Here is a 17,052-nt window from a genome sequence, read left to right as displayed (position 1 = left end):
GGTCCCCCCTCCCCGCCCGCCACTCGGCGCGTCTGTGCGCCCCCTGTGCGCCGGCTCGATCCTGCGGCGGTTCCGTGGAATTCCAGCACAGTGCAGGATCTCCAACAAGGCCCATGGGCTTACCCGTGAGATACGTGACACCACGTGAGTGACGAATCACCGCGGGTAGAAAGCGATCTCCCCCATAAGGGGCGTATGCCCGCGAGTCGGCGGGCCGGTGCGGGTGTCCCAGTCGCCATGATCAGGAGCGGAATGGTGGCTTCAGGGGGTGAATGTCCGATTCCATCTCGTCGAAGACTGGGTCGGAATGGGTGATTTGTCCGGCAACCCGTGAGCAAACTCACACCCTGATCAAGGGCTCCGGCCGAGGTCGGCGGGGAATTGCATGTTTAGCCTGACGCTTTACAGGGATGGCAAAACCGACAACCCGCGCCCTCGCCGGGGTCTCCTACCCCCTTCGGGCGCCCGCGAACAGGACAGGGTCGAGTAAACAGTGAAGACGACGATGATGTTCCACAAGATCGCCAACCCGCGGCGCACCACGCTGGCGCACCTCGACGGCGCCGATGAACTGCAGACGCCGGTCCAGCAGGAGCACACCGTCGACCTCCCGGCCCAGACTGCCAACCCCAAGCGCACCATCCTCATGGAGATCCCGGCCGCGGCCGCCGCCGCGAAGTGACACCGGTCCATACGCGCACCGGCCGCGAAACACTCAAGGGGCGTCCCCACGGCAACGGGGACGCCCCTCGTCATTGCGCGGGGCGCGGACCCCTGCCGCGTTAGCCTGGGGCGTCAGACTTCAGCCGATCGGTCAAGGGGACAAGCATCCCGTGCGCATCGCCAGATTCTCCATCGACGGGAACGTCGCCTTCGGCGCGGTCGAGGGCGAGAAGCAGGACGAACTCGTCCTGGACATCATCAAGGGCATCCCGTTCGCGGACTTCGAGCTCTCCGGCACCAAGGTCCCGGTGAGCAAGGTCAGGCTGCTGCCCCCGGTGCTCCCCAACAAGGTGGTGGCCTTCGGCCGCAACTACGCCGAACACGCCAGGGAACTCGGCAACGAGGTGCCCGACGCCCCGTTCGCCTTCTTCAAACCCTCCACCTCGGTGATCGGTCCCGGCGACGAGATCCAGTACCCCTCCTTCTCCCAGGAGGTGCACCACGAGGCCGAGCTGGCCGTGGTCATCGGCCGGATGTGCCGCGAGGTCCCGCGCGAGCGCGTCAAGGACGTCGTCTTCGGCTACACCTGCGCCAACGACATCACCGCGCGCGACGTCCAGAAGCGCGAGAAGCAGTGGGCCCGGGCCAAGGGCTTCGACACCTCCTGCCCGCTCGGCCCCTGGGTGGAGACGGACATCGACATCGCCGCCGCGGGCGACCTGACCATCCAGCTCACGGTCAACGGCGCCCAGCGCCAGCTCGGCCGCACCAGCGAGATGATCCACTCCATCGAGGACCTGATCGTCAACATCTCCGAGGCCATGACGCTGCTCCCGGGCGACGTCGTCCTCACGGGCACCCCGGCTGGGGTCGGCCCCCTCAACGTCGGCGACGAGGTCGCCGTCACCATCGAAGGCATCGGCACTCTCACCAACAAGGTTGTCAAGCGTGGCTAGCGCATCCGGCACTCCAGTTCGCGTCCGTTTCTGCCCCTCGCCCACCGGTAACCCCCACGTGGGCCTGGTCCGCACCGCCCTGTTCAACTGGGCGTTCGCCAAGCACCACCAGGGCACCCTGGTCTTCCGCATCGAGGACACCGACGCGGCCCGCGACTCCGAGGAGTCGTACGACCAGCTGCTCGACTCGATGCGCTGGCTGGGCTTCGACTGGGACGAGGGCCCCGAGGTCGGCGGCCCGCACGCGCCGTACCGCCAGTCGCAGCGCATGGACCTCTACAAGGACGTCGCGCGGAAGCTCCTCGACGCCGGCCACGCCTACCACTGCTACTGCTCCCAGGAGGAGCTGGACAGCCGCCGCGAGGCCGCCCGCGCCGCCGGCAGGCCCTCCGGCTACGACGGCCACTGCCGCGAGCTGACCGACGCGCAGGTCGAGGACTACAAGGCCCAGGGCCGCGAGCCGATCGTCCGCTTCCGGATGCCCGACGAGACGATCACCTTCACCGACCTGGTCCGCGGCGAACTGACCTTCACCCCGGAGAACGTCCCCGACTACGGCATCGTCCGTGCCAACGGCGCCCCGCTCTACACGCTGGTCAACCCGGTCGACGACGCCCTGATGGAGATCACCCACGTCCTGCGCGGCGAGGACCTGCTCTCCTCCACCCCGCGCCAGATCGCCCTGTACAAGGCGCTGACCGAGCTGGGCATCGCCAAGGGAACGCCCGCCTTCGGCCACCTGCCGTACGTGATGGGCGAGGGCAACAAGAAGCTCTCCAAGCGCGACCCGCAGTCCTCGCTCAACCTCTACCGCGAGCGCGGCTTCCTCCCCGAGGGCCTGCTCAACTACCTCTCCCTGCTCGGCTGGTCGCTCTCCGCCGACCAGGACGTCTTCTCGATCGACGAGATGGTCGCGGCCTTCGACATCGCGGACGTGCAGCCGAACCCGGCCCGCTTCGACCTGAAGAAGTGCGAGGCGATCAACGGCGACCACATCCGCATGCTCGACGTGAAGGACTTCACCGAGCGCTGCGCGCCCTGGCTCAGGGCCCCCTTCGCGCCCTGGGCCCCGGAGGCCTTCGACGAGGCCAAGTGGGCGGCCGTCGCCCCGCACGCGCAGACCCGCCTGAAGGTGCTGTCGGAGATCACGGACAACGTCGACTTCCTGTTCCTGCCGGAGCCGGTCTTCGACGAGGCGTCCTGGAACAAGGCGATGAAGGAGGGCTCCGACGCCCTGCTCCGCACGGCCCGCGAGAAGCTGGACGCCGCGGACTGGACGTCCCCCGAGTCCCTCAAGGAGGCCGTCCTGGCCGCCGGCGAGGCCCACGGCCTCAAGCTCGGCAAGGCCCAGGCCCCGGTCCGCGTAGCCGTCACCGGCCGCACGGTCGGCCTGCCGCTCTTCGAGTCCCTGGAGGTCCTGGGCAAGGAGAAGACCCTGGCCAGGATCGACGCGGCCCTGACGAAGCTCGCCGCGTAACCCACAGGCCGTCGGGGGGCGGTGCCCGGAACCATCCGGGCACCGCCCCTTCACGTTCCCGGACACCGTCTCGGTCCCCCGGCGACCCGAGCGGTCGTCCGGGACGTGAACGCCGTGTCCGTCGGGGGACGACCCCGGGCCCCCGGCCGGTCCGGCTGTACCGTCGGTGGCATGGTGATCCGAGCAGTTGTCTGGGACGTCGACGACACCCTCTTCGACTACACCACCGCCGACCGCGAGGGCATGCGCGCCCACCTGGTGGCCGAGGGGCTGCTCGCCGGGTACGGGTCGGCCGAGGAGGCCCTCGTGCGCTGGAAGGAGGTCACCGAGCAGCAGTGGGCGCGGTTCGCCGCGCGGGAGGTGGACTTCGAGACGCAGCGACGCGACCGCACCCGGATCTTCCTGGGGCGGCCGGAGCTGACGGACACCGAGGCCGACGACTGGTTCCAGCGGTACGTCACGCACTACGAGTCCGCCTGGAGCCTCTTCCCGGACGTGCTGCCCGTCCTCGACGCCCTCGCCGCCAGCCACCGGCACGCGGTGCTCTCCAACTCCAGCCTCCACGTCCAGGACCGCAAGCTGCGCCTCCTCGGCGTCCACGACCGCTTCGAGGCCATCCTGTGCGCCGCCGAACTGGGTGTCTCCAAGCCCGAGGCCGGCGCGTTCCTCGCCGCCTGCGACGCGCTGGCGCTGCCCCCGGACCAGGTGGCGTACGTCGGTGACCACCCGGAGATCGACGGCCGGGGCGCCGCCGACGCCGGGCTGCTGTCGGTGTGGATCGACCGCGGCGGCGCCCGCGCGACGGTCGAGCCGCCGGTGGGGCCGCGCCGTATCGCCTCCCTCGCGGAACTCCCGGCGGTACTCGCCGCCGATACCCGTTTTGGAGCCCCGTCCACCTTCGGGTAATGTTCTTCCTGCGCCGAGGGGAGCGGGCCGGAAGGCCGGAGCCCCGAGCGCAGAACTAGAACGAGAACCCCTCAGGGGCTTGCGTTCCAGTGGCCTATGGTGTAATTGGCAGCACGACTGATTCTGGTTCAGTTAGTCTTGGTTCGAGTCCAGGTAGGCCAGCTCGCAGAGCTCATCTGCACCGCGGATCTCATCCGCAAAGCCCCCGTTGTGTAGCGGCCTAGCACGCTGCCCTCTCAAGGCAGTAGCGCCGGTTCGAATCCGGTCGGGGGTACAGATCCTTCCCGCGAGGACGGTCAGGGTAGCTCCCGCCGCCATCGACGCAGGATCGCTAGGGCCCCCGTTGTGTAGCGGCCTAGCACGCCGCCCTCTCAAGGCGGTAGCGCCGGTTCGAATCCGGTCGGGGGTACTGACTGGTCTAAACCATCATTGGTCTATGGTGTAATTGGCAGCACGACTGATTCTGGTTCAGTTAGTCTTGGTTCGAGTCCAGGTAGACCAGCAGGATCTGCGGCAACGTATGATCCACGCCCCCGTTGTGTAGCGGCCTAGCACGCCGCCCTCTCAAGGCGGTAGCGCCGGTTCGAATCCGGTCGGGGGTACACAGTGAAGGCCCTCCACCTCGGTGGAGGGCCTTCGGCGTTCCGGGACGCGTGCCCGGGAACCGGGGAAAAGGCCCGCCGCGGCGTTGAGGCGGGCCCGTTCCCACGGGACGGGACGGGGACAAGGGGGTTCAGGAGCGGCGCAGTGCCTCGGAGAGGCGGCCGGCGGCGTCGATGACGGCCTGGGCGTGCATCCGGCCCGGGTGGCGGGACAGGCGCTCGATGGGGCCGGAGACCGAGACGGCGGCCACCACCCGGTTCGACGGCCCGCGCACCGGCGCGGAGACGGACGCCACGCCCGGCTCGCGCTCGCCGATCGACTGGGCCCAGCCCCGGCGTCGTACGCCCGAGAGGGCCGTCGCCGTGAACCGGGCGCCCTGCAGTCCCCGGTGCAGCCGCTCCGGCTCCTCCCAGGCCATCAGGATCTGCGCCGAGGAACCGGCCTTCATCGTGAGCGTGGAGCCCACCGGCACCGTGTCCCTGAGGCCCGACAGGCGCTCCGCCGCGGCGACGCAGATGCGCATGTCGCCCTGGCGGCGGTAGAGCTGGGCGCTCTCGCCGGTCACGTCGCGCAGATGCGTGAGCACCGGGCCCGCCGTGGCGAGCAGCCGGTCCTCGCCCGCCGCCGCGGCCAGTTCGGCCAGGCGCGGGCCGAGAATGAAACGGCCCTGCATGTCGCGCGCCACCATGCGGTGGTGCTCCAGCGCCACGGCCAGGCGGTGGGCCGTGGGTCGTGCCAGTCCGGTGGCCCCGACCAACCCCGCGAGGGTGGCCGGACCGGACTCCAGAGCGCTCAGGACGAGGGCCGCCTTGTCCAGAACGCCGACGCCGCTACTGTTGTCCATGCAACGATACTTGCGTCTCACTCTGTGAAACGCAAGTTCAATTTTCCGTGGAACCCGCCACTCTGGATGCACGGAAGCAACGCGGCCCGTGGACCACCGGGCCTGGCGGCGGACGCCCGGAAGCATGGGGGTGCGGGCGCCGTCTCCCCACAGATCTAGTTGGACCGGCGCACCACGGCCGGCCGGAGGGACAGCGATGGGTAGGACACTCGCGGAGAAGGTCTGGGACGACCACGTCGTCCGGCGCGCCGAGGGCGAGCCCGACCTCCTCTTCATCGATCTGCACCTGCTGCACGAGGTGACCAGCCCGCAGGCCTTCGACGGCCTGCGCAAGAACGGCCGGCCGGTGCGCCGTCTCGACCTCACCATCGCCACCGAGGACCACAACACCCCGACCCTGGACATCGACAAGCCGATCGCCGACCCGGTCTCCCGGGTCCAGCTGGAGACGCTGCGCAAGAACTGCGCCGAGTTCGGCGTCCGGCTGCACCCGCTGGGCGACGTCGAGCAGGGCGTCGTGCACGTCGTCGGCCCGCAGCTCGGTCTGACCCAGCCCGGCATGACCGTCGTCTGCGGCGACTCGCACACCTCCACGCACGGCGCCTTCGGCGGACTCGCGTTCGGCATCGGCACCTCCCAGGTCGAGCACGTGCTGGCCACCCAGACGCTGCCGATGGCCCGCCCGAAGACCATGGCGATCACCGTCAACGGCGAACTGCCCGACGGCGTCACGGCCAAGGACCTGATCCTGGCGATCATCGCGAGGATCGGTACCGGCGGCGGCCAGGGCTACGTCCTGGAGTACCGCGGCGAGGCCATCGAGAAGCTCTCGATGGAGGCCCGGATGACCATCTGCAACATGTCGATCGAGGCCGGCGCCCGCGCGGGCATGATCGCCCCCGACGAGACCACGTTCGCCTACCTGGAGGGCCGTCCGCACGCCCCGAAGGGCGAGGACTGGGACGCGGCCGTCGCCTACTGGAAGACGCTCAGGTCCGACGCGGACGCCGAGTTCGACGCCGAGGTGGTCATCGAGGCCGCCGAACTGTCGCCGTTCGTCACCTGGGGCACCAATCCGGGCCAGGGCGCCCCGCTTTCGGCCTCCGTCCCCGACCCGGCTTCGTACGAAGACGCCTCGGAGCGGCTCGCCGCCGAAAAGGCCCTGGAATACATGGGGTTGGAGGCCGGCCAGACGCTGCGCTCCATCAACGTGGACACCGTCTTCGTAGGTTCCTGCACCAACGGCCGCATCGAGGACCTGCGCGCCGCCGCGGACGTCATCAAGGGCCGCAAAGTCGCCGACGGCGTGCGGATGCTGGTCGTCCCGGGCTCCGCGCGGGTGGGCCTGCAGGCCGTCTCCGAGGGCCTGGACGTGGTCTTCAAGGAGGCCGGCGCCGAATGGCGGCACGCGGGCTGCTCCATGTGCCTGGGCATGAACCCCGACCAGCTCGCCCCCGGTGAGCGCTCCGCCTCCACCTCCAACCGCAACTTCGAGGGCCGGCAGGGCAAGGGCGGCCGCACCCACCTGGTGTCCCCGCAGGTCGCCGCCGCCACCGCGGTCCTCGGTCACCTGGCCTCCCCGGCCGACCTCGCCGCCGCCGACGCCCGTACGCCCGCTGGAGTCTGATCAGTCATGGAAGCATTCACCACCCACACCGGCCGGGCCGTCCCGCTGCGCCGCAGCAACGTCGACACCGACCAGATCATCCCCGCCCACTGGCTCAAGAAGGTGACCCGGGACGGGTTCGAGGACGGGCTGTTCGAGGCCTGGCGCAAGGACGCGTCCTTCGTCCTCAACCGGCCCGAGCGCGAGGGCGCGACCGTGCTGGTCGCCGGCCCCGACTTCGGCACCGGCTCCTCCCGTGAGCACGCCGTCTGGGCGCTGCAGAACTACGGCTTCAAGACCGTGATCTCCTCCCGCTTCGCCGACATCTTCCGCGGCAACTCGCTGAAGAACGGCCTGCTGACGGTGGTCCTGGACCAGAAGATCGTCGACGCGCTGTGGGAGCTCACCGAAGCCGACCCCACCGCCGAGATCACCGTCGACCTCCAGGACCGCGAGGTGCGTGCCGAGGGCATCACCGCCTCCTTCGAGCTCGACGAGAACTCCCGCTGGCGGCTGCTGAACGGGCTCGACGACATCTCCATCACGCTGCAGAACGAGGCGGACATCGCCGCGTACGAGGCGAAGCGCCCGTCGTTCAAGCCGAGGACGCTCACGGCCTGACCCGCGCCACGGCCGAAGTCCTCGCCAGAGGTCGAGTTTCGGCCACCGGACCACCCCTCCCGTACCCCCGATCGCCCCGATCGGGGGTACGGGCATGTCTGCACCCGTTCGGCCCCGCGTGCCCCTTCGATGTTCCTCAACTTGCCACGTTACGAAGGTGGTTGCCGGGGTACACGTGTCACGTGCCCGTGATCTTCGCGTGTGTCCGGACGGCCGTCCGGGGCGGCAGTTGCCCCCTGCGCAGGCGACAACTCGCCCCAGATGGCACAATCTGTGCATGGAACACGACGGCCAACTCCAGCTCTATGCGGCGGTCGCGGTCCGGCTCAAGGAAGCGCACGCAAAGGTGCGCGCACTGCAAGTCCCGGAGGGCGTACGGATGGCGCTGACCCGGAAGCTGCTGGTCATTACGGCCGCGGCCAAACATGATCTCGCCGGTGCGGCAAGGCGTCTGGAGCGGTTCACCGAGGACCTCGACGAGGGTCGATTCCCCGAAGAGGAACGCTGAACCAGTCGAGACAACCGAGTTCGTTGCGGCACAAGGGTGATTAGCCCGTTTCGTGTTTGATTTGCGGTATATATCTGCCTAACGTGCGAAAAAGCTTGAACACTTTCGTTCTGGCGATGTCTCCGAAGGGGAAGACGTGAACAAGGCGCAGCTCGTAGAAGCGATTGCCGACAAGGTGGGCGGCCGCCAGCAGGCCGCCGAGGCTGTCGACCACGTACTGGACGCCATCGTCCGCGCGGTCGTCGCCGGGGAGCGGGTCTCGGTCACCGGCTTCGGTTCGTTCGAGAAGGTCGACCGCCCGGCCCGCTACGCCCGTAACCCCCAGACGGGCGAGCGGGTTCGGGTCAAGAAGACCTCCGTTCCGCGCTTCCGCGCTGGTCAGGGCTTCAAGGACCTGGTGAGCGGCTCGAAGAAGCTGCCGCGCGGTGGTGAGGTCTCGGTCAAGAAGGCGCCCAAGGGCAGCCTGACCGGGGGTGCTTCGGCCACGGTCAAGAAGGCCGCCGCGAAGAAGACGACGGCGAAGAAGGCCGCCACCGCGAAGAAGGCGGCGGCCAAGAAGGCCCCGGCGAAGAAGGCCACCACCAAGACGGCGGCGGCCAAGAAGACCACGGCCAAGAAGGCGCCCGCCAAGACCGCGGCGACGGCGAAGACCACCGCCGCGAAGAAGACGGCCGCGAAGAAGGCCCCGGCGAAGAAGGCGACGGCCACGAAGGCGCCCGCCAAGAAGTCCACCGCGCGCAAGACCACTGCCAAGAAGACCACCGCCCGCAAGAAGTAGCGGGCCGGACCCCGTCCCTTCGGGCAAGCGGCACTCACGCGCCGGGCCGGACTCCCTCGGGAGCCCGGCCCGCGGTGTGTTCCGGGACCTGCCCGGCGGACCGGGCCGGAGCCGACGGGATGGGGGTCCCCCGTGCATGGAGGACGACCGACGGCAACGCCGCCGGGGGGCGCCGTCCACGCCCTTCGGGCAGTGGGGGAGGGCGTGCCGGGTCCCGCGGCTGCGGCATGACCCGCCGGACAGGCCCTCGGGCCGGCGACCCGGGCGGTCAGAACGTCTGGAGCGTCACCAGCGTGATCCGCCGGGACCCGCCCTCGCCCTCGGTCTCGATGCGCACCCGCTGCCCGGGACGCAGCAGCAGCAGACCGCCCGCGTCGAACGCCGGGGCGTCGAAGGGCACCGGCGTGCCGTCGTCCAGGAGCACCTGGCCGCTGCGGCTGTCGGGGTCGTAGGTGTACGCGGTGGCCTGCATGCCGGCAGCCTACTGCTCGGTGATGAGCGACCGCGCGGCGACCGCGGCCGTGTGGGGGCCCACACCCAGCGCCAGCGCCGCCCGCAGATCGTCGCCGGTGTCCACGTCCTGCCGTACCGAGTCCACACCGTCGAGACCCAGCTCCACGGCTCCGGACTCCCGGTGCCGGACCCGGGAACCGGGGCCGAAGAGCGGGCGCAATTCCCGGCCCGGACCCGCGGCCAGCAATGTCGTGCCGACCCCGGCGGAATCGGCGAGGAACGCGCGCGGGAATTCGGCGGCCGTATCGAGAACACGGGCCAGTTCCGCCGGGCGGAGCGCCGGGAGATCGGCGTTGAGGGCCGCGACGCGAGCCGCGCGGCGAGCGGCGCCCGCCACCGACGCGCCGTGGGTGAGGGCCGCGTTCAGACCGCCGCGCGGCTCGTCCGGGACGATTCCGGCACCCAGCGCGGCCAGCTCCCGGGAGGCGAGGGCGTCGTCCGTGACGACCACCACATCCCGTACCGCCGGGCATTCCAGGGCGGCGGCCACCGTGTCCTGGGCGAAGGCGAGCGCGAGGCCCGGGCGCAGGACGTCGTCCGCGGTGTCCGCGAGCCTGCTCTTGGCCCGGTCCAGCGGCTTCAGGGGTACCACCAAGGTCCACTGCACGAGTGTTGCGTCCCTCTCTTGTCGCGGTCATTGTCCCCCGGCACACCGGGCGGCCGGGGGGTCGGGGCGTACGGTGTTCTCGACAGACCGGTGGCCCGGGGCGACACTTGTGCGGCCCGCCTGGCCTCCGGGTCCGGGCCCCGGGCCTGACGTTCGGAACAGGAAGGTGTACTCGTGCCGCGCCGCAGAATCGGCTTCTGGTACCGCTTCGCCGCGGTTCTCTGCAAACCGCCGCTGGTGGTTCTGCTCAAGCGGGACTGGCGCGGAATGGAGAACATTCCGGCCGAGGGTGGATTTATCACCGCGGTGAACCACAATTCGCACATCGATCCCTTCGCCTACGCGCACTTTCAGTACAACACCGGACGCGTTCCGCGATTCCTGGCGAAGAGCGGGCTTTTCAACAAGGGATTCATCGGCGCCGCGATGCGCGGCACCGGGCAGATCCCCGTCTACCGCGAGAGCACGGACGCGCTCAGCGCCTTCCGTGCGGCGATCGACGCCGTGGAGCGCGGTGAATGCGTCGCCTTCTACCCCGAGGGCACCCTCACCCGCGACCCCGACGGCTGGCCCATGACCGGCAAGACCGGTGCCGCGCGCGTCGCCCTGCAGACCAAGTGCCCCGTGATCCCGGTCGCCCAGTGGGGCGCCAACGAACTGCTGCCGCCGTACGCCAAGAAGCCCAGTCTGCTGCCGCGCAAGACGCACCGCGTGCTGGCCGGGCCGCCGGTGGACCTCGACCGCTTCTACGGGCGGGAGATGACCCCCGAGCTGCTCAAGGAGGCGACGGAGGTCATCATGGCGGCCGTGACGCGCCAACTGGAGCAGATCCGCGGCGAGCGGGCCCCCGAGACGCCGTACGACCCGCGCCGTGAGCGGATCGAGCAGCGCCGCAGGACGCACACGCAGAAGCGGGAGGAGCGGGCGCGGGGCGGCAGGCCCACCGCGCGGGAAGAGGGGCTGGGCACGTGAGCGAGCCGGTCAAGGCGGCCGTCTTCGGCACCGGATCGTGGGGGACGGCCTTCGGCATGGTCCTCGCCGACGCGGGCTGCGACGTCGTGCTGTGGGGGCGGCGCCCCGAACTCGCCGAGGCGGTCAACTCCACCCGCACCAACCCCGACTACCTGCCCGGGATCGAACTCCCGAAGAACCTGCGGGCCACCGCTGACGCCGCCGAGGCCGCGCGCGGAGCCGACTTCACCGTCCTCGCCGTCCCCTCCCAGACCCTGCGCGGCAACCTCGCCGAGTGGGCGCCGCTGCTCGCGCCCGGCACGGTCCTGGTGTCGCTGATGAAGGGCGTCGAACTCGGCTCCGCGATGCGGATGAGCGAGGTGATCGACGACGTCGCCAAGGTCGGTGCCGGCCGCATCGCCGTGGTCACCGGTCCCAACCTGGCCCGGGAGATCGCCGCCCGGATGCCGGCCGCCGCCGTGGTGGCCTGCACCGACGAAGGGGTGGCCCGGCGGCTCCAGACCGCCTGCCACACGCCGTACTTCCGGCCGTACACCAACACCGACGTCGTCGGCTGCGAGCTGGGCGGAGCCGTGAAGAACGTGATCGGTCTCGCCGTCGGCATCGCGGACGGCATGGGGCTCGGCGACAACGCCAAGGGCTCGCTCATCACCCGCGGCCTCGCCGAGACCACCCGGCTCGGCGTCGCGCTCGGCGCCGACCCGCTGACCTTCTCCGGCCTCGCGGGCCTGGGCGACCTGGTGGCCACCTGCTCCTCGCCGCTGTCGCGCAACCACACCTTCGGCACCAACCTCGGCAAGGGCCTGACCCTCGAGGAGACCATCGCGGTCACCAAGCAGACCGCGGAGGGCGTCAAGTCCTGCGAGTCGGTGCTGGACCTGGCCCGCCGGCACGGCGTCGACATGCCGCTCACCGAGACGGTCGTCTCCATCGTGCACGAGGGCAAGCCCCCGGTGGTCGCCGTCAAGGAGCTGATGTCGCGCAGCGCGAAGCCCGAACGACGCTGAGCGACGGCCCCCTCCGTTCGGCTCACGCACGGCGTTGCGGGCGCTGCGTCCCGGTCCTACGGGCGGGTACGCTCATCGCGATATGAGCACCGAGAACCTCCCCCAGAGCCCCGAGCAGCCGTCCCGCAAGCCGCGTGTGGCCGTCGTGTTCGGCGGGCGCAGCTCCGAACACGGGATCTCCGTGGTCACCGCCGGAGCCGTCCTCAAGGCCATCGACCGGACCAAGTACGACGTCCTGCCGATCGGCATCACCCCCGGCGGCCGCTGGGCGCTCACCGCCGACGAGCCGGAACGCATGGCGATCAGCGACCGCCGTACGCCCAGCGTCGACCAGCTCGCCGAGTCGACGGAGGGCGGTGTGGTGCTCCCCGTCGACCCCGCCAGCCGCGAAGTCGTCTACAGCGAGCCGGGTTCGGTGCCCAAGGTGCTCGGCGAGGTCGACGTGGTCTTCCCGGTGCTGCACGGCCCCTACGGCGAGGACGGCACCCTCCAGGGCCTGCTGGAGCTCTCCGGCGTCCCCTACGTCGGCTCGGGCGTGCTCGCCTCGGCCGTCGGCCAGGACAAGGAGTACATGAAGCGGGTGTTCACCTCCTTCGGGCTGAAGGTCGGCCCGTACGTGGTGATCCGGCCGCGCGAGTGGCAGCGGGACGAGTCCGCCGCCCGCAAGAAGATCGTCGACTTCGCCGGCGAACACGGCTGGCCGCTGTTCGTGAAGCCCGCGCGCGCGGGCTCGTCGATCGGCATCACCAAGGTCGACGACCTGTCCGGCCTGGACGAGGCGATCGCCGAGGCCCGGCGCCACGACCCGAAGATCCTCGTCGAGGCGGCGCTGCGCGGCCGTGAGATCGAGTGCGGCGTGCTGGAGTTCGAGGACGGCCCGCGCGCCTCGCTGCCGGCCGAGATCCCGCCGCCCGACGCGCACGCGTACTACGACTTCGAGGCCAAGTACATCGACTCCACGCCCGGCGTCGTGCCCGCGCCGCTGACCGACGAGGAGACGGCCGAGGTGCGGCGGCTCGCGGTGGAGGCGTTCGACGCGGCCTCCTGCGAGGGGCTGGTCCGCGCGGACTTCTTCCTCACCGAGGACGGCGAGTTCGTGATCAACGAGATCAACACCATGCCCGGCTTCACGCCCATCTCGATGTACCCGCAGATGTGGCAGGCCACCGGGGTCGGCTACCCGGAGCTGGTCGACCTGCTGGTGCGGGCGGCGCTGCGCCGGTCGACCGGCCTGCGCTGAGCCGCCCGCCCGCACGCTTCACGCACGCACGCTTCAGGAGGCGATCCCCTCGGGGATCGCCTCCTTCAGGGCCGGGGCCAGATCGATCAGCACGCCCGTGCTGTCCCGCCCGTCGGCCACCTCGATCTCGACGTACGCCTCGCGATTGGCGGTGGTGAAGCGCTGCACGTCGTCGCCCCGCGTCTCCATGAGCCAGTCGACGCCGTTCACTCCGCCCGGCACCGCGTCGGCGTCGTTCCCGTTGGCCACCTTGGGGTCGGTCATCTTCGGGGGTCGCTCGACACCGCACCGCAGTATGATCGCCACGCCGCCCCAGCCCGCGGTCAGTTCGGACGTGGGTTCGGGATCGTCGCGACTCTCACCGTCCACCTTCGCCGGCAGGGCCTCGTCCAGGTTCTGACACAGCTCGGTGACCTTCGCGTCCGGGCTGGGAACCGCCGCGGACGCGCTGTCGTCTGCCGAGGAGCAGCCCGCGGCGGCGGTGATCAGCACCGCGAGCGCGGACAGGACGGTGTACCGGTGACGGAAGGAGTTCACCGGCACAGGGTAGACGGGGGCTACAAATGGACGACCGGGCAGGTCAGGGTGCGGGTGATGCCGTCCACTTGCTGGACTTTGGCGACCACCATGCGGCCCAGGTCGTCGACGGTGTCGGCCTGGGCGCGCACGATCACGTCGTACGGTCCGGTCACGTCCTCGGCCTGGATGACTCCAGGGATCTTGCCGATCAGCTCGGCGACGGTCGACGCCTTGCCGACCTCCGTCTGGATCAGGATGTACGCCTGTACCACGGAACCTCCAGGGCGGCCACGAGGATCATGTGGGGAAAAGGAACGCCACGGTATCGCGTCGCCGCTCCTCGCGGGGAGACCTGCGGGAACCGGGCCTTGCGCGCCGGGGTACAGACACGAGAGAAGTTGACGGTCACTTCGACCGTAGCGAGGACTCGAACGCCTCGCGACCGGGCACGGACAGGGATAGAAGGGTCGAAAGGGAAATGAAGGGCACTGTTGGTGAGCTCGGCGAGTTCGGGCTCATCAGGGAGCTCACCTCCCGCCTCACCACCACCCCGGCGGTCCGGGTCGGCCCCGGCGACGACGCCGCGGTGGTCTCCGCGCCCGACCGCAGGGTCGTGGCCAGCACCGACATCCTGCTGGAGGGCCGGCACTTCCGCCGCGACTGGTCCACGGCCTACGACGTCGGCCGCAAGGCCGCCGCGCAGAACCTCGCCGACATCGCCGCCATGGGCGCCGTGCCGACCGCGCTGCTGCTCGGCCTCGTCGTTCCCGCGGAACTGCCGGTGACCTGGCCCAGCGAGCTGATGGACGGCCTGCGCGACGAGTGCCAGGTCGCGGGTGCCGCGGTCGTCGGCGGCGATGTCGTACGCGGTGACACGATCATGGTGTCGATCACCGCGCTCGGCGATCTGCGCAACCAGGAGCCCGTCACCCGGGGCGGCGCGCAGCCCGGTGACCTCGTCGCGGTGACCGGCTGGCTGGGCTGGTCCGCGGCCGGGCACGCGGTGCTCTCCCGCGGTTTCCGTTCACCGCGCGCCTTCGTCGAGGCACACCGGCGCCCCGAGCCGCCGTACCACGCGGGACCGGCCGCCGCCGGGCTCGGCGCCACCGCGATGTGCGACGTGAGCGACGGGCTGATCGCCGACCTCGGGCACATCGCCGAGGCCAGCAAGGTCCGCATCGACATCCGCTCCGGCGCGATCGACATCCCCTCGCAGATGAACGACATCGGCCAGGCCGTCGGCGTCGACCCCATGCAGTGGGTGCTGACCGGGGGAGAGGACCACGCGATCGTGGCGACCTTCCCGCCGGACGTGAAGCTGCCCGCCCGCTGGAAGGTGATCGGCGAGGTGCTCAACCCGTCGGCACTGCCCCAGGTGACGGTCGACGGGGCGCCCTGGACCACCCAGGGCGGCTGGGACCACTTCGGGGACATCGAGTCATGAGCGTGCCGCCCAGGGTCCTCACCGTGGCCGGCTCCGACTCCGGCGGCGGCGCCGGCATCCAGGCCGACCTGAAGACGATGCTCGCGCTCGGCGTGCACGGCATGAGCGTGCTCACCGCGGTGACCGCGCAGAACTCCCTGGGCGTGCAGGGCGCCTGGGAGCTGCCCGTGGAGGCGGTGCGGGCCCAGTACCGCAGCGTCGTCGACGACATCGGGGTGCAGGCGGTCAAGACCGGCATGCTGTCCTCGGCCGAACTCGTCGAGGCGGTGGCCGACTTGATCGCCGGCACGGACGCGCCGGCGGTCGTCGACCCGGTGGGGGTCTCCAAGCACGGGGACCCGCTGCTCGCGGCCTCCGCGCTGGACTCCGTACGGACGAGGCTGCTGCCGGTGGCGACGGTCGCCACCCCGAACCTGGACGAGGTGGCGCAGCTCACCGGCGTACGGGTCGAGGCGGAGGACGATCTGCGCCGGGCGGCTCGGGCGGTGCTGGAGTTCGGGCCGCGCTGGGTGGTGATCAAGGGCGGCCACCTGTCCGGTGACGCCGTGGACCTGCTCACCGACGGCTCCGAGGAGCACTGGCTGCGCGCCCCCAGACACGACAACCGCCACACCCACGGCACGGGCTGCACCCTCGCCTCGGCGATCGCGTCGGAACTGGCGAAGGACCATCCGGTGCCGGAGGCGGTGAGGACGGCCAAGTCCTACGTCACCGGAGCGATATCCTCCGGCTTCGCCCTGGGCGCGGGCATAGGCCCGGTGGACCACGCCTGGAACCTGACCCCGCCCCGCTGACGCGGGCGGCGACAACCGCTGGCGCGGGGGCGGCAGTGCCCCCACTCCATGATCAAACCGGCCACCTCACAGAACGCGCCGGCCCCACAGCAAGAAGCCGGCCCACCCCAAGGTGGACCGGCTGTTGCGGCGAAACCGACTATGGCCGCGCGCTCAGCGAAAGCGTCAGCGCGAGACCTTGCCGGCCTTGATGCACGAGGTGCAGGCATTGACGCGCTTCGGCGTCCCGCCGACCACGGTACGCACACGCTGGATGTTCGGGTTCCAGCGACGAGGCGTACGGCGGTGCGAGTGCGAGATGTTGTTGCCGAAGCCCGGCCCCTTGCCGCAGACGTCGCAGTTGGCAGCCACGGGTCACTCCAAAGACTTCAGATGCACTTACGGTTGATCCCGGCACACCGGGATCGAATTCCGAGCTCCAGGAGCCCTGTGGAATCTGAGTGGCGTTACCGGGGGAGAGGCCCGATCGGATCGGGCAACCGGAGCAGCATACAACGGCTGCACCCGTAGAACGAAACTACCACGGCAGCTCAGAGGCCCGCCTCCGGCCCTCCTCCGGCGGGCGGCGTCCCACCGTCTACGCTGCCTGCCACGGTCGGCAGCTCAAGGAGGCGCAGGTGGCGCAGGTGCCGCAGACATTCTTCGATGCTCTCGCGGTGCGCTCCTGGTGCGGTCTCGCGCTCGAGGCGCTGGGACGGGCCCGTGAGGAGATCGACGCGATCAACGTCTACCCGGTGGCGGACGGGGACACCGGGACGAACCTCTACCTGACCGTCGAGTCGGCGACCGCGGCGGTGGAGGCGGTGTTCGAGGGGCACGAGGCCGGCGGGGACCGGCGGCCGGCGCTCGCCGACGCCGTACGGGCGATGGCGCACGGTGCGCTGATCGGCGCCCGCGGCAACTCCGGGACGATCCTGGCCCAGATGCTGCGCGGCATGGCCCAGGTGCTGGCCGGCGACGGGGCCCCGGCGCACGCCGACGGGCAGGGGCTGCG

Annotated in this window: 20 protein-coding genes and 5 tRNA genes; 19 read left to right on the top strand and 6 right to left on the bottom strand. The window is 70.6% G+C overall.

Annotated elements, in window-relative coordinates; translation table 11 throughout:
* Nucleotides 1–493 precede the first annotated feature (493 nt).
* From B7767_RS17530 to B7767_RS17490, 9 genes are all read left to right on the top strand, one after another.
* Nucleotides 494–682 (top strand): hypothetical protein, encoded by a 189-nt coding sequence (locus B7767_RS17530; protein WP_085573012.1) that lies wholly within the window; start codon nt 494–496, stop codon nt 680–682.
* A gap of 151 nt (nt 683–833) precedes the next feature.
* Nucleotides 834–1,619, top strand: a complete 786-nt coding sequence (locus B7767_RS17525; RefSeq protein ID WP_085573011.1) for a fumarylacetoacetate hydrolase family protein — start codon at nt 834–836, stop codon at nt 1,617–1,619.
* The gene (gltX, locus tag B7767_RS17520; RefSeq protein ID WP_085573010.1) at nt 1,612–3,096 is read left to right on the top strand and encodes a glutamate--tRNA ligase; all 1,485 of its coding nucleotides are present in this window, start codon (nt 1,612–1,614) and stop codon (nt 3,094–3,096) included. Before B7767_RS17525 ends, gltX begins: the two co-directional genes overlap by 8 nt.
* A gap of 171 nt (nt 3,097–3,267) precedes the next feature.
* Nucleotides 3,268–4,002, top strand: a complete 735-nt coding sequence (locus B7767_RS17515) for an HAD family hydrolase (protein WP_085573009.1) — start codon at nt 3,268–3,270, stop codon at nt 4,000–4,002.
* 90 nt (nt 4,003–4,092) lie between these two features.
* A tRNA-Gln gene (locus B7767_RS17510) sits at nt 4,093–4,164 on the top strand.
* Between the two features lie 39 nt (nt 4,165–4,203).
* Nucleotides 4,204–4,276 (top strand) — tRNA-Glu (locus B7767_RS17505).
* 62 nt (nt 4,277–4,338) lie between these two features.
* Nucleotides 4,339–4,411, top strand: a tRNA-Glu gene (locus B7767_RS17500).
* Nucleotides 4,412–4,432: 21 nt separating this feature from the next.
* Nucleotides 4,433–4,504 (top strand) — tRNA-Gln (locus B7767_RS17495).
* A gap of 27 nt (nt 4,505–4,531) precedes the next feature.
* Nucleotides 4,532–4,604, top strand: a tRNA-Glu gene (locus B7767_RS17490).
* A 131-nt stretch (nt 4,605–4,735) separates the two neighbouring features.
* Here B7767_RS17490 and ndgR read toward each other — a convergent pair.
* Complete coding sequence (ndgR, locus tag B7767_RS17485; RefSeq protein WP_030866220.1) at nt 4,736–5,449, bottom strand: IclR family transcriptional regulator NdgR; 714 nt, start codon at nt 5,447–5,449, stop codon at nt 4,736–4,738.
* A 196-nt stretch (nt 5,450–5,645) separates the two neighbouring features.
* Here ndgR and leuC point away from each other — a divergent pair, with 196 nt between their 5' ends.
* The 4 genes from leuC to B7767_RS17465 all read left to right on the top strand — a co-directional run bounded on the left by leuC (nt 5,646) and on the right by B7767_RS17465 (nt 8,962).
* On the top strand, nt 5,646–7,076 hold the full coding sequence (gene leuC / locus B7767_RS17480; RefSeq protein WP_085573008.1) for a 3-isopropylmalate dehydratase large subunit: 1,431 nt from the start codon (nt 5,646–5,648) through the stop codon (nt 7,074–7,076).
* 6 nt (nt 7,077–7,082) lie between these two features.
* Nucleotides 7,083–7,676 carry a 3-isopropylmalate dehydratase small subunit gene (leuD, locus tag B7767_RS17475; RefSeq protein WP_085573007.1) on the top strand — a complete coding sequence of 198 codons (594 nt, stop codon included), beginning with the start codon at nt 7,083–7,085 and terminating at the stop codon, nt 7,674–7,676.
* A 277-nt stretch (nt 7,677–7,953) separates the two neighbouring features.
* Nucleotides 7,954–8,184, top strand: coding sequence for a hypothetical protein (locus B7767_RS17470; RefSeq protein WP_085573006.1), 231 nt, complete (start codon nt 7,954–7,956; stop codon nt 8,182–8,184).
* Between the two features lie 136 nt (nt 8,185–8,320).
* Nucleotides 8,321–8,962 carry an HU family DNA-binding protein gene (locus B7767_RS17465; RefSeq protein ID WP_085573005.1) on the top strand — a complete coding sequence of 214 codons (642 nt, stop codon included), beginning with the start codon at nt 8,321–8,323 and terminating at the stop codon, nt 8,960–8,962.
* A 268-nt stretch (nt 8,963–9,230) separates the two neighbouring features.
* On the opposite strand, the gene B7767_RS17460 is transcribed toward B7767_RS17465, so the two are convergent.
* Both B7767_RS17460 and cofC read right to left on the bottom strand, forming a co-directional pair.
* Nucleotides 9,231–9,434 (bottom strand): hypothetical protein, encoded by a 204-nt coding sequence (locus B7767_RS17460; RefSeq protein WP_085573004.1) that lies wholly within the window; start codon nt 9,432–9,434, stop codon nt 9,231–9,233.
* A gap of 9 nt (nt 9,435–9,443) precedes the next feature.
* Nucleotides 9,444–10,082, bottom strand: coding sequence for a 2-phospho-L-lactate guanylyltransferase (gene cofC / locus B7767_RS17455; protein ID WP_085573003.1), 639 nt, complete (start codon nt 10,080–10,082; stop codon nt 9,444–9,446).
* Nucleotides 10,083–10,256: 174 nt separating this feature from the next.
* Between cofC and B7767_RS17450 the strand changes: the two genes are divergently transcribed.
* From B7767_RS17450 to B7767_RS17440, 3 genes are all read left to right on the top strand, one after another.
* The gene (locus B7767_RS17450) at nt 10,257–11,054 is read left to right on the top strand and encodes a 1-acyl-sn-glycerol-3-phosphate acyltransferase (protein ID WP_085573002.1); all 798 of its coding nucleotides are present in this window, start codon (nt 10,257–10,259) and stop codon (nt 11,052–11,054) included.
* Entirely contained in the window at nt 11,051–12,061 is a 1,011-nt protein-coding gene (locus tag B7767_RS17445) for an NAD(P)H-dependent glycerol-3-phosphate dehydrogenase (protein ID WP_085573001.1), read from the top strand. Before B7767_RS17450 ends, B7767_RS17445 begins: the two co-directional genes overlap by 4 nt.
* An 82-nt stretch (nt 12,062–12,143) precedes the next feature.
* Nucleotides 12,144–13,301, top strand: a complete 1,158-nt coding sequence (locus B7767_RS17440) for a D-alanine--D-alanine ligase family protein (protein ID WP_085573000.1) — start codon at nt 12,144–12,146, stop codon at nt 13,299–13,301.
* Between the two features lie 33 nt (nt 13,302–13,334).
* Here B7767_RS17440 and B7767_RS17435 read toward each other — a convergent pair whose 3' ends face one another.
* On the bottom strand, nt 13,335–13,838 hold the full coding sequence (locus B7767_RS17435) for a DUF3515 domain-containing protein (RefSeq protein WP_085573013.1): 504 nt from the start codon (nt 13,836–13,838) through the stop codon (nt 13,335–13,337).
* A gap of 20 nt (nt 13,839–13,858) precedes the next feature.
* The gene (locus B7767_RS17430; RefSeq protein ID WP_037933238.1) at nt 13,859–14,092 is read right to left on the bottom strand and encodes an Lrp/AsnC family transcriptional regulator; all 234 of its coding nucleotides are present in this window, start codon (nt 14,090–14,092) and stop codon (nt 13,859–13,861) included.
* Nucleotides 14,093–14,298: 206 nt separating this feature from the next.
* Here B7767_RS17430 and B7767_RS17425 point away from each other — a divergent pair, with 206 nt between their 5' ends.
* Nucleotides 14,299–15,264 carry a thiamine-phosphate kinase gene (locus tag B7767_RS17425; RefSeq protein WP_030866190.1) on the top strand — a complete coding sequence of 322 codons (966 nt, stop codon included), beginning with the start codon at nt 14,299–14,301 and terminating at the stop codon, nt 15,262–15,264.
* Nucleotides 15,261–16,058, top strand: a complete 798-nt coding sequence (gene thiD / locus B7767_RS17420) for a bifunctional hydroxymethylpyrimidine kinase/phosphomethylpyrimidine kinase (protein ID WP_085572999.1) — start codon at nt 15,261–15,263, stop codon at nt 16,056–16,058. Before B7767_RS17425 ends, thiD begins: the two co-directional genes overlap by 4 nt.
* Before the next feature lie 165 nt (nt 16,059–16,223).
* On the opposite strand, the gene rpmB is transcribed toward thiD, so the two are convergent.
* Nucleotides 16,224–16,409 (bottom strand): 50S ribosomal protein L28, encoded by a 186-nt coding sequence (rpmB, locus tag B7767_RS17415; RefSeq protein WP_004924906.1) that lies wholly within the window; start codon nt 16,407–16,409, stop codon nt 16,224–16,226.
* A 266-nt stretch (nt 16,410–16,675) separates the two neighbouring features.
* Between rpmB and B7767_RS17410 the strand changes: the two genes are divergently transcribed.
* A partial coding sequence (locus B7767_RS17410; RefSeq protein ID WP_143652527.1) for a DAK2 domain-containing protein occupies nt 16,676–17,052 on the top strand: 377 nt, incomplete at its 3' end.

It is taken from the genome of Streptomyces sp. 13-12-16 (assembly GCF_002114215.1).
GTDB lineage: Bacteria > Actinomycetota > Actinomycetes > Streptomycetales > Streptomycetaceae > Streptomyces.
Note: the sequence above shows the minus strand (reverse complement) of the source record. Positions and strands in the feature narration are given on the sequence as shown.

Excerpts from the sequence above, each read along its gene's own strand:
- B7767_RS17470 (WP_085573006.1), top strand. The coding sequence starts at position 7,954 with ATGGAACACGACGGCCAACTCCAGCTCTATGCGGCGGTCGCGGTCCGG.
- leuC (WP_085573008.1), top strand. The coding sequence starts at position 5,646 with ATGGGTAGGACACTCGCGGAGAAGGTCTGGGACGACCACGTCGTCCGG.
- thiD (WP_085572999.1), top strand. The coding sequence starts at position 15,261 with ATGAGCGTGCCGCCCAGGGTCCTCACCGTGGCCGGCTCCGACTCCGGC.
- ndgR (WP_030866220.1), bottom strand. The coding sequence starts at position 5,449 with ATGGACAACAGTAGCGGCGTCGGCGTTCTGGACAAGGCGGCCCTCGTC.
- B7767_RS17425 (WP_030866190.1), top strand. The coding sequence starts at position 14,299 with ATGAAGGGCACTGTTGGTGAGCTCGGCGAGTTCGGGCTCATCAGGGAG.
- leuD (WP_085573007.1), top strand. The coding sequence starts at position 7,083 with ATGGAAGCATTCACCACCCACACCGGCCGGGCCGTCCCGCTGCGCCGC.
- B7767_RS17440 (WP_085573000.1), top strand. The coding sequence starts at position 12,144 with ATGAGCACCGAGAACCTCCCCCAGAGCCCCGAGCAGCCGTCCCGCAAG.
- B7767_RS17460 (WP_085573004.1), bottom strand. The coding sequence starts at position 9,434 with ATGCAGGCCACCGCGTACACCTACGACCCCGACAGCCGCAGCGGCCAG.
- B7767_RS17515 (WP_085573009.1), top strand. The coding sequence starts at position 3,268 with ATGGTGATCCGAGCAGTTGTCTGGGACGTCGACGACACCCTCTTCGAC.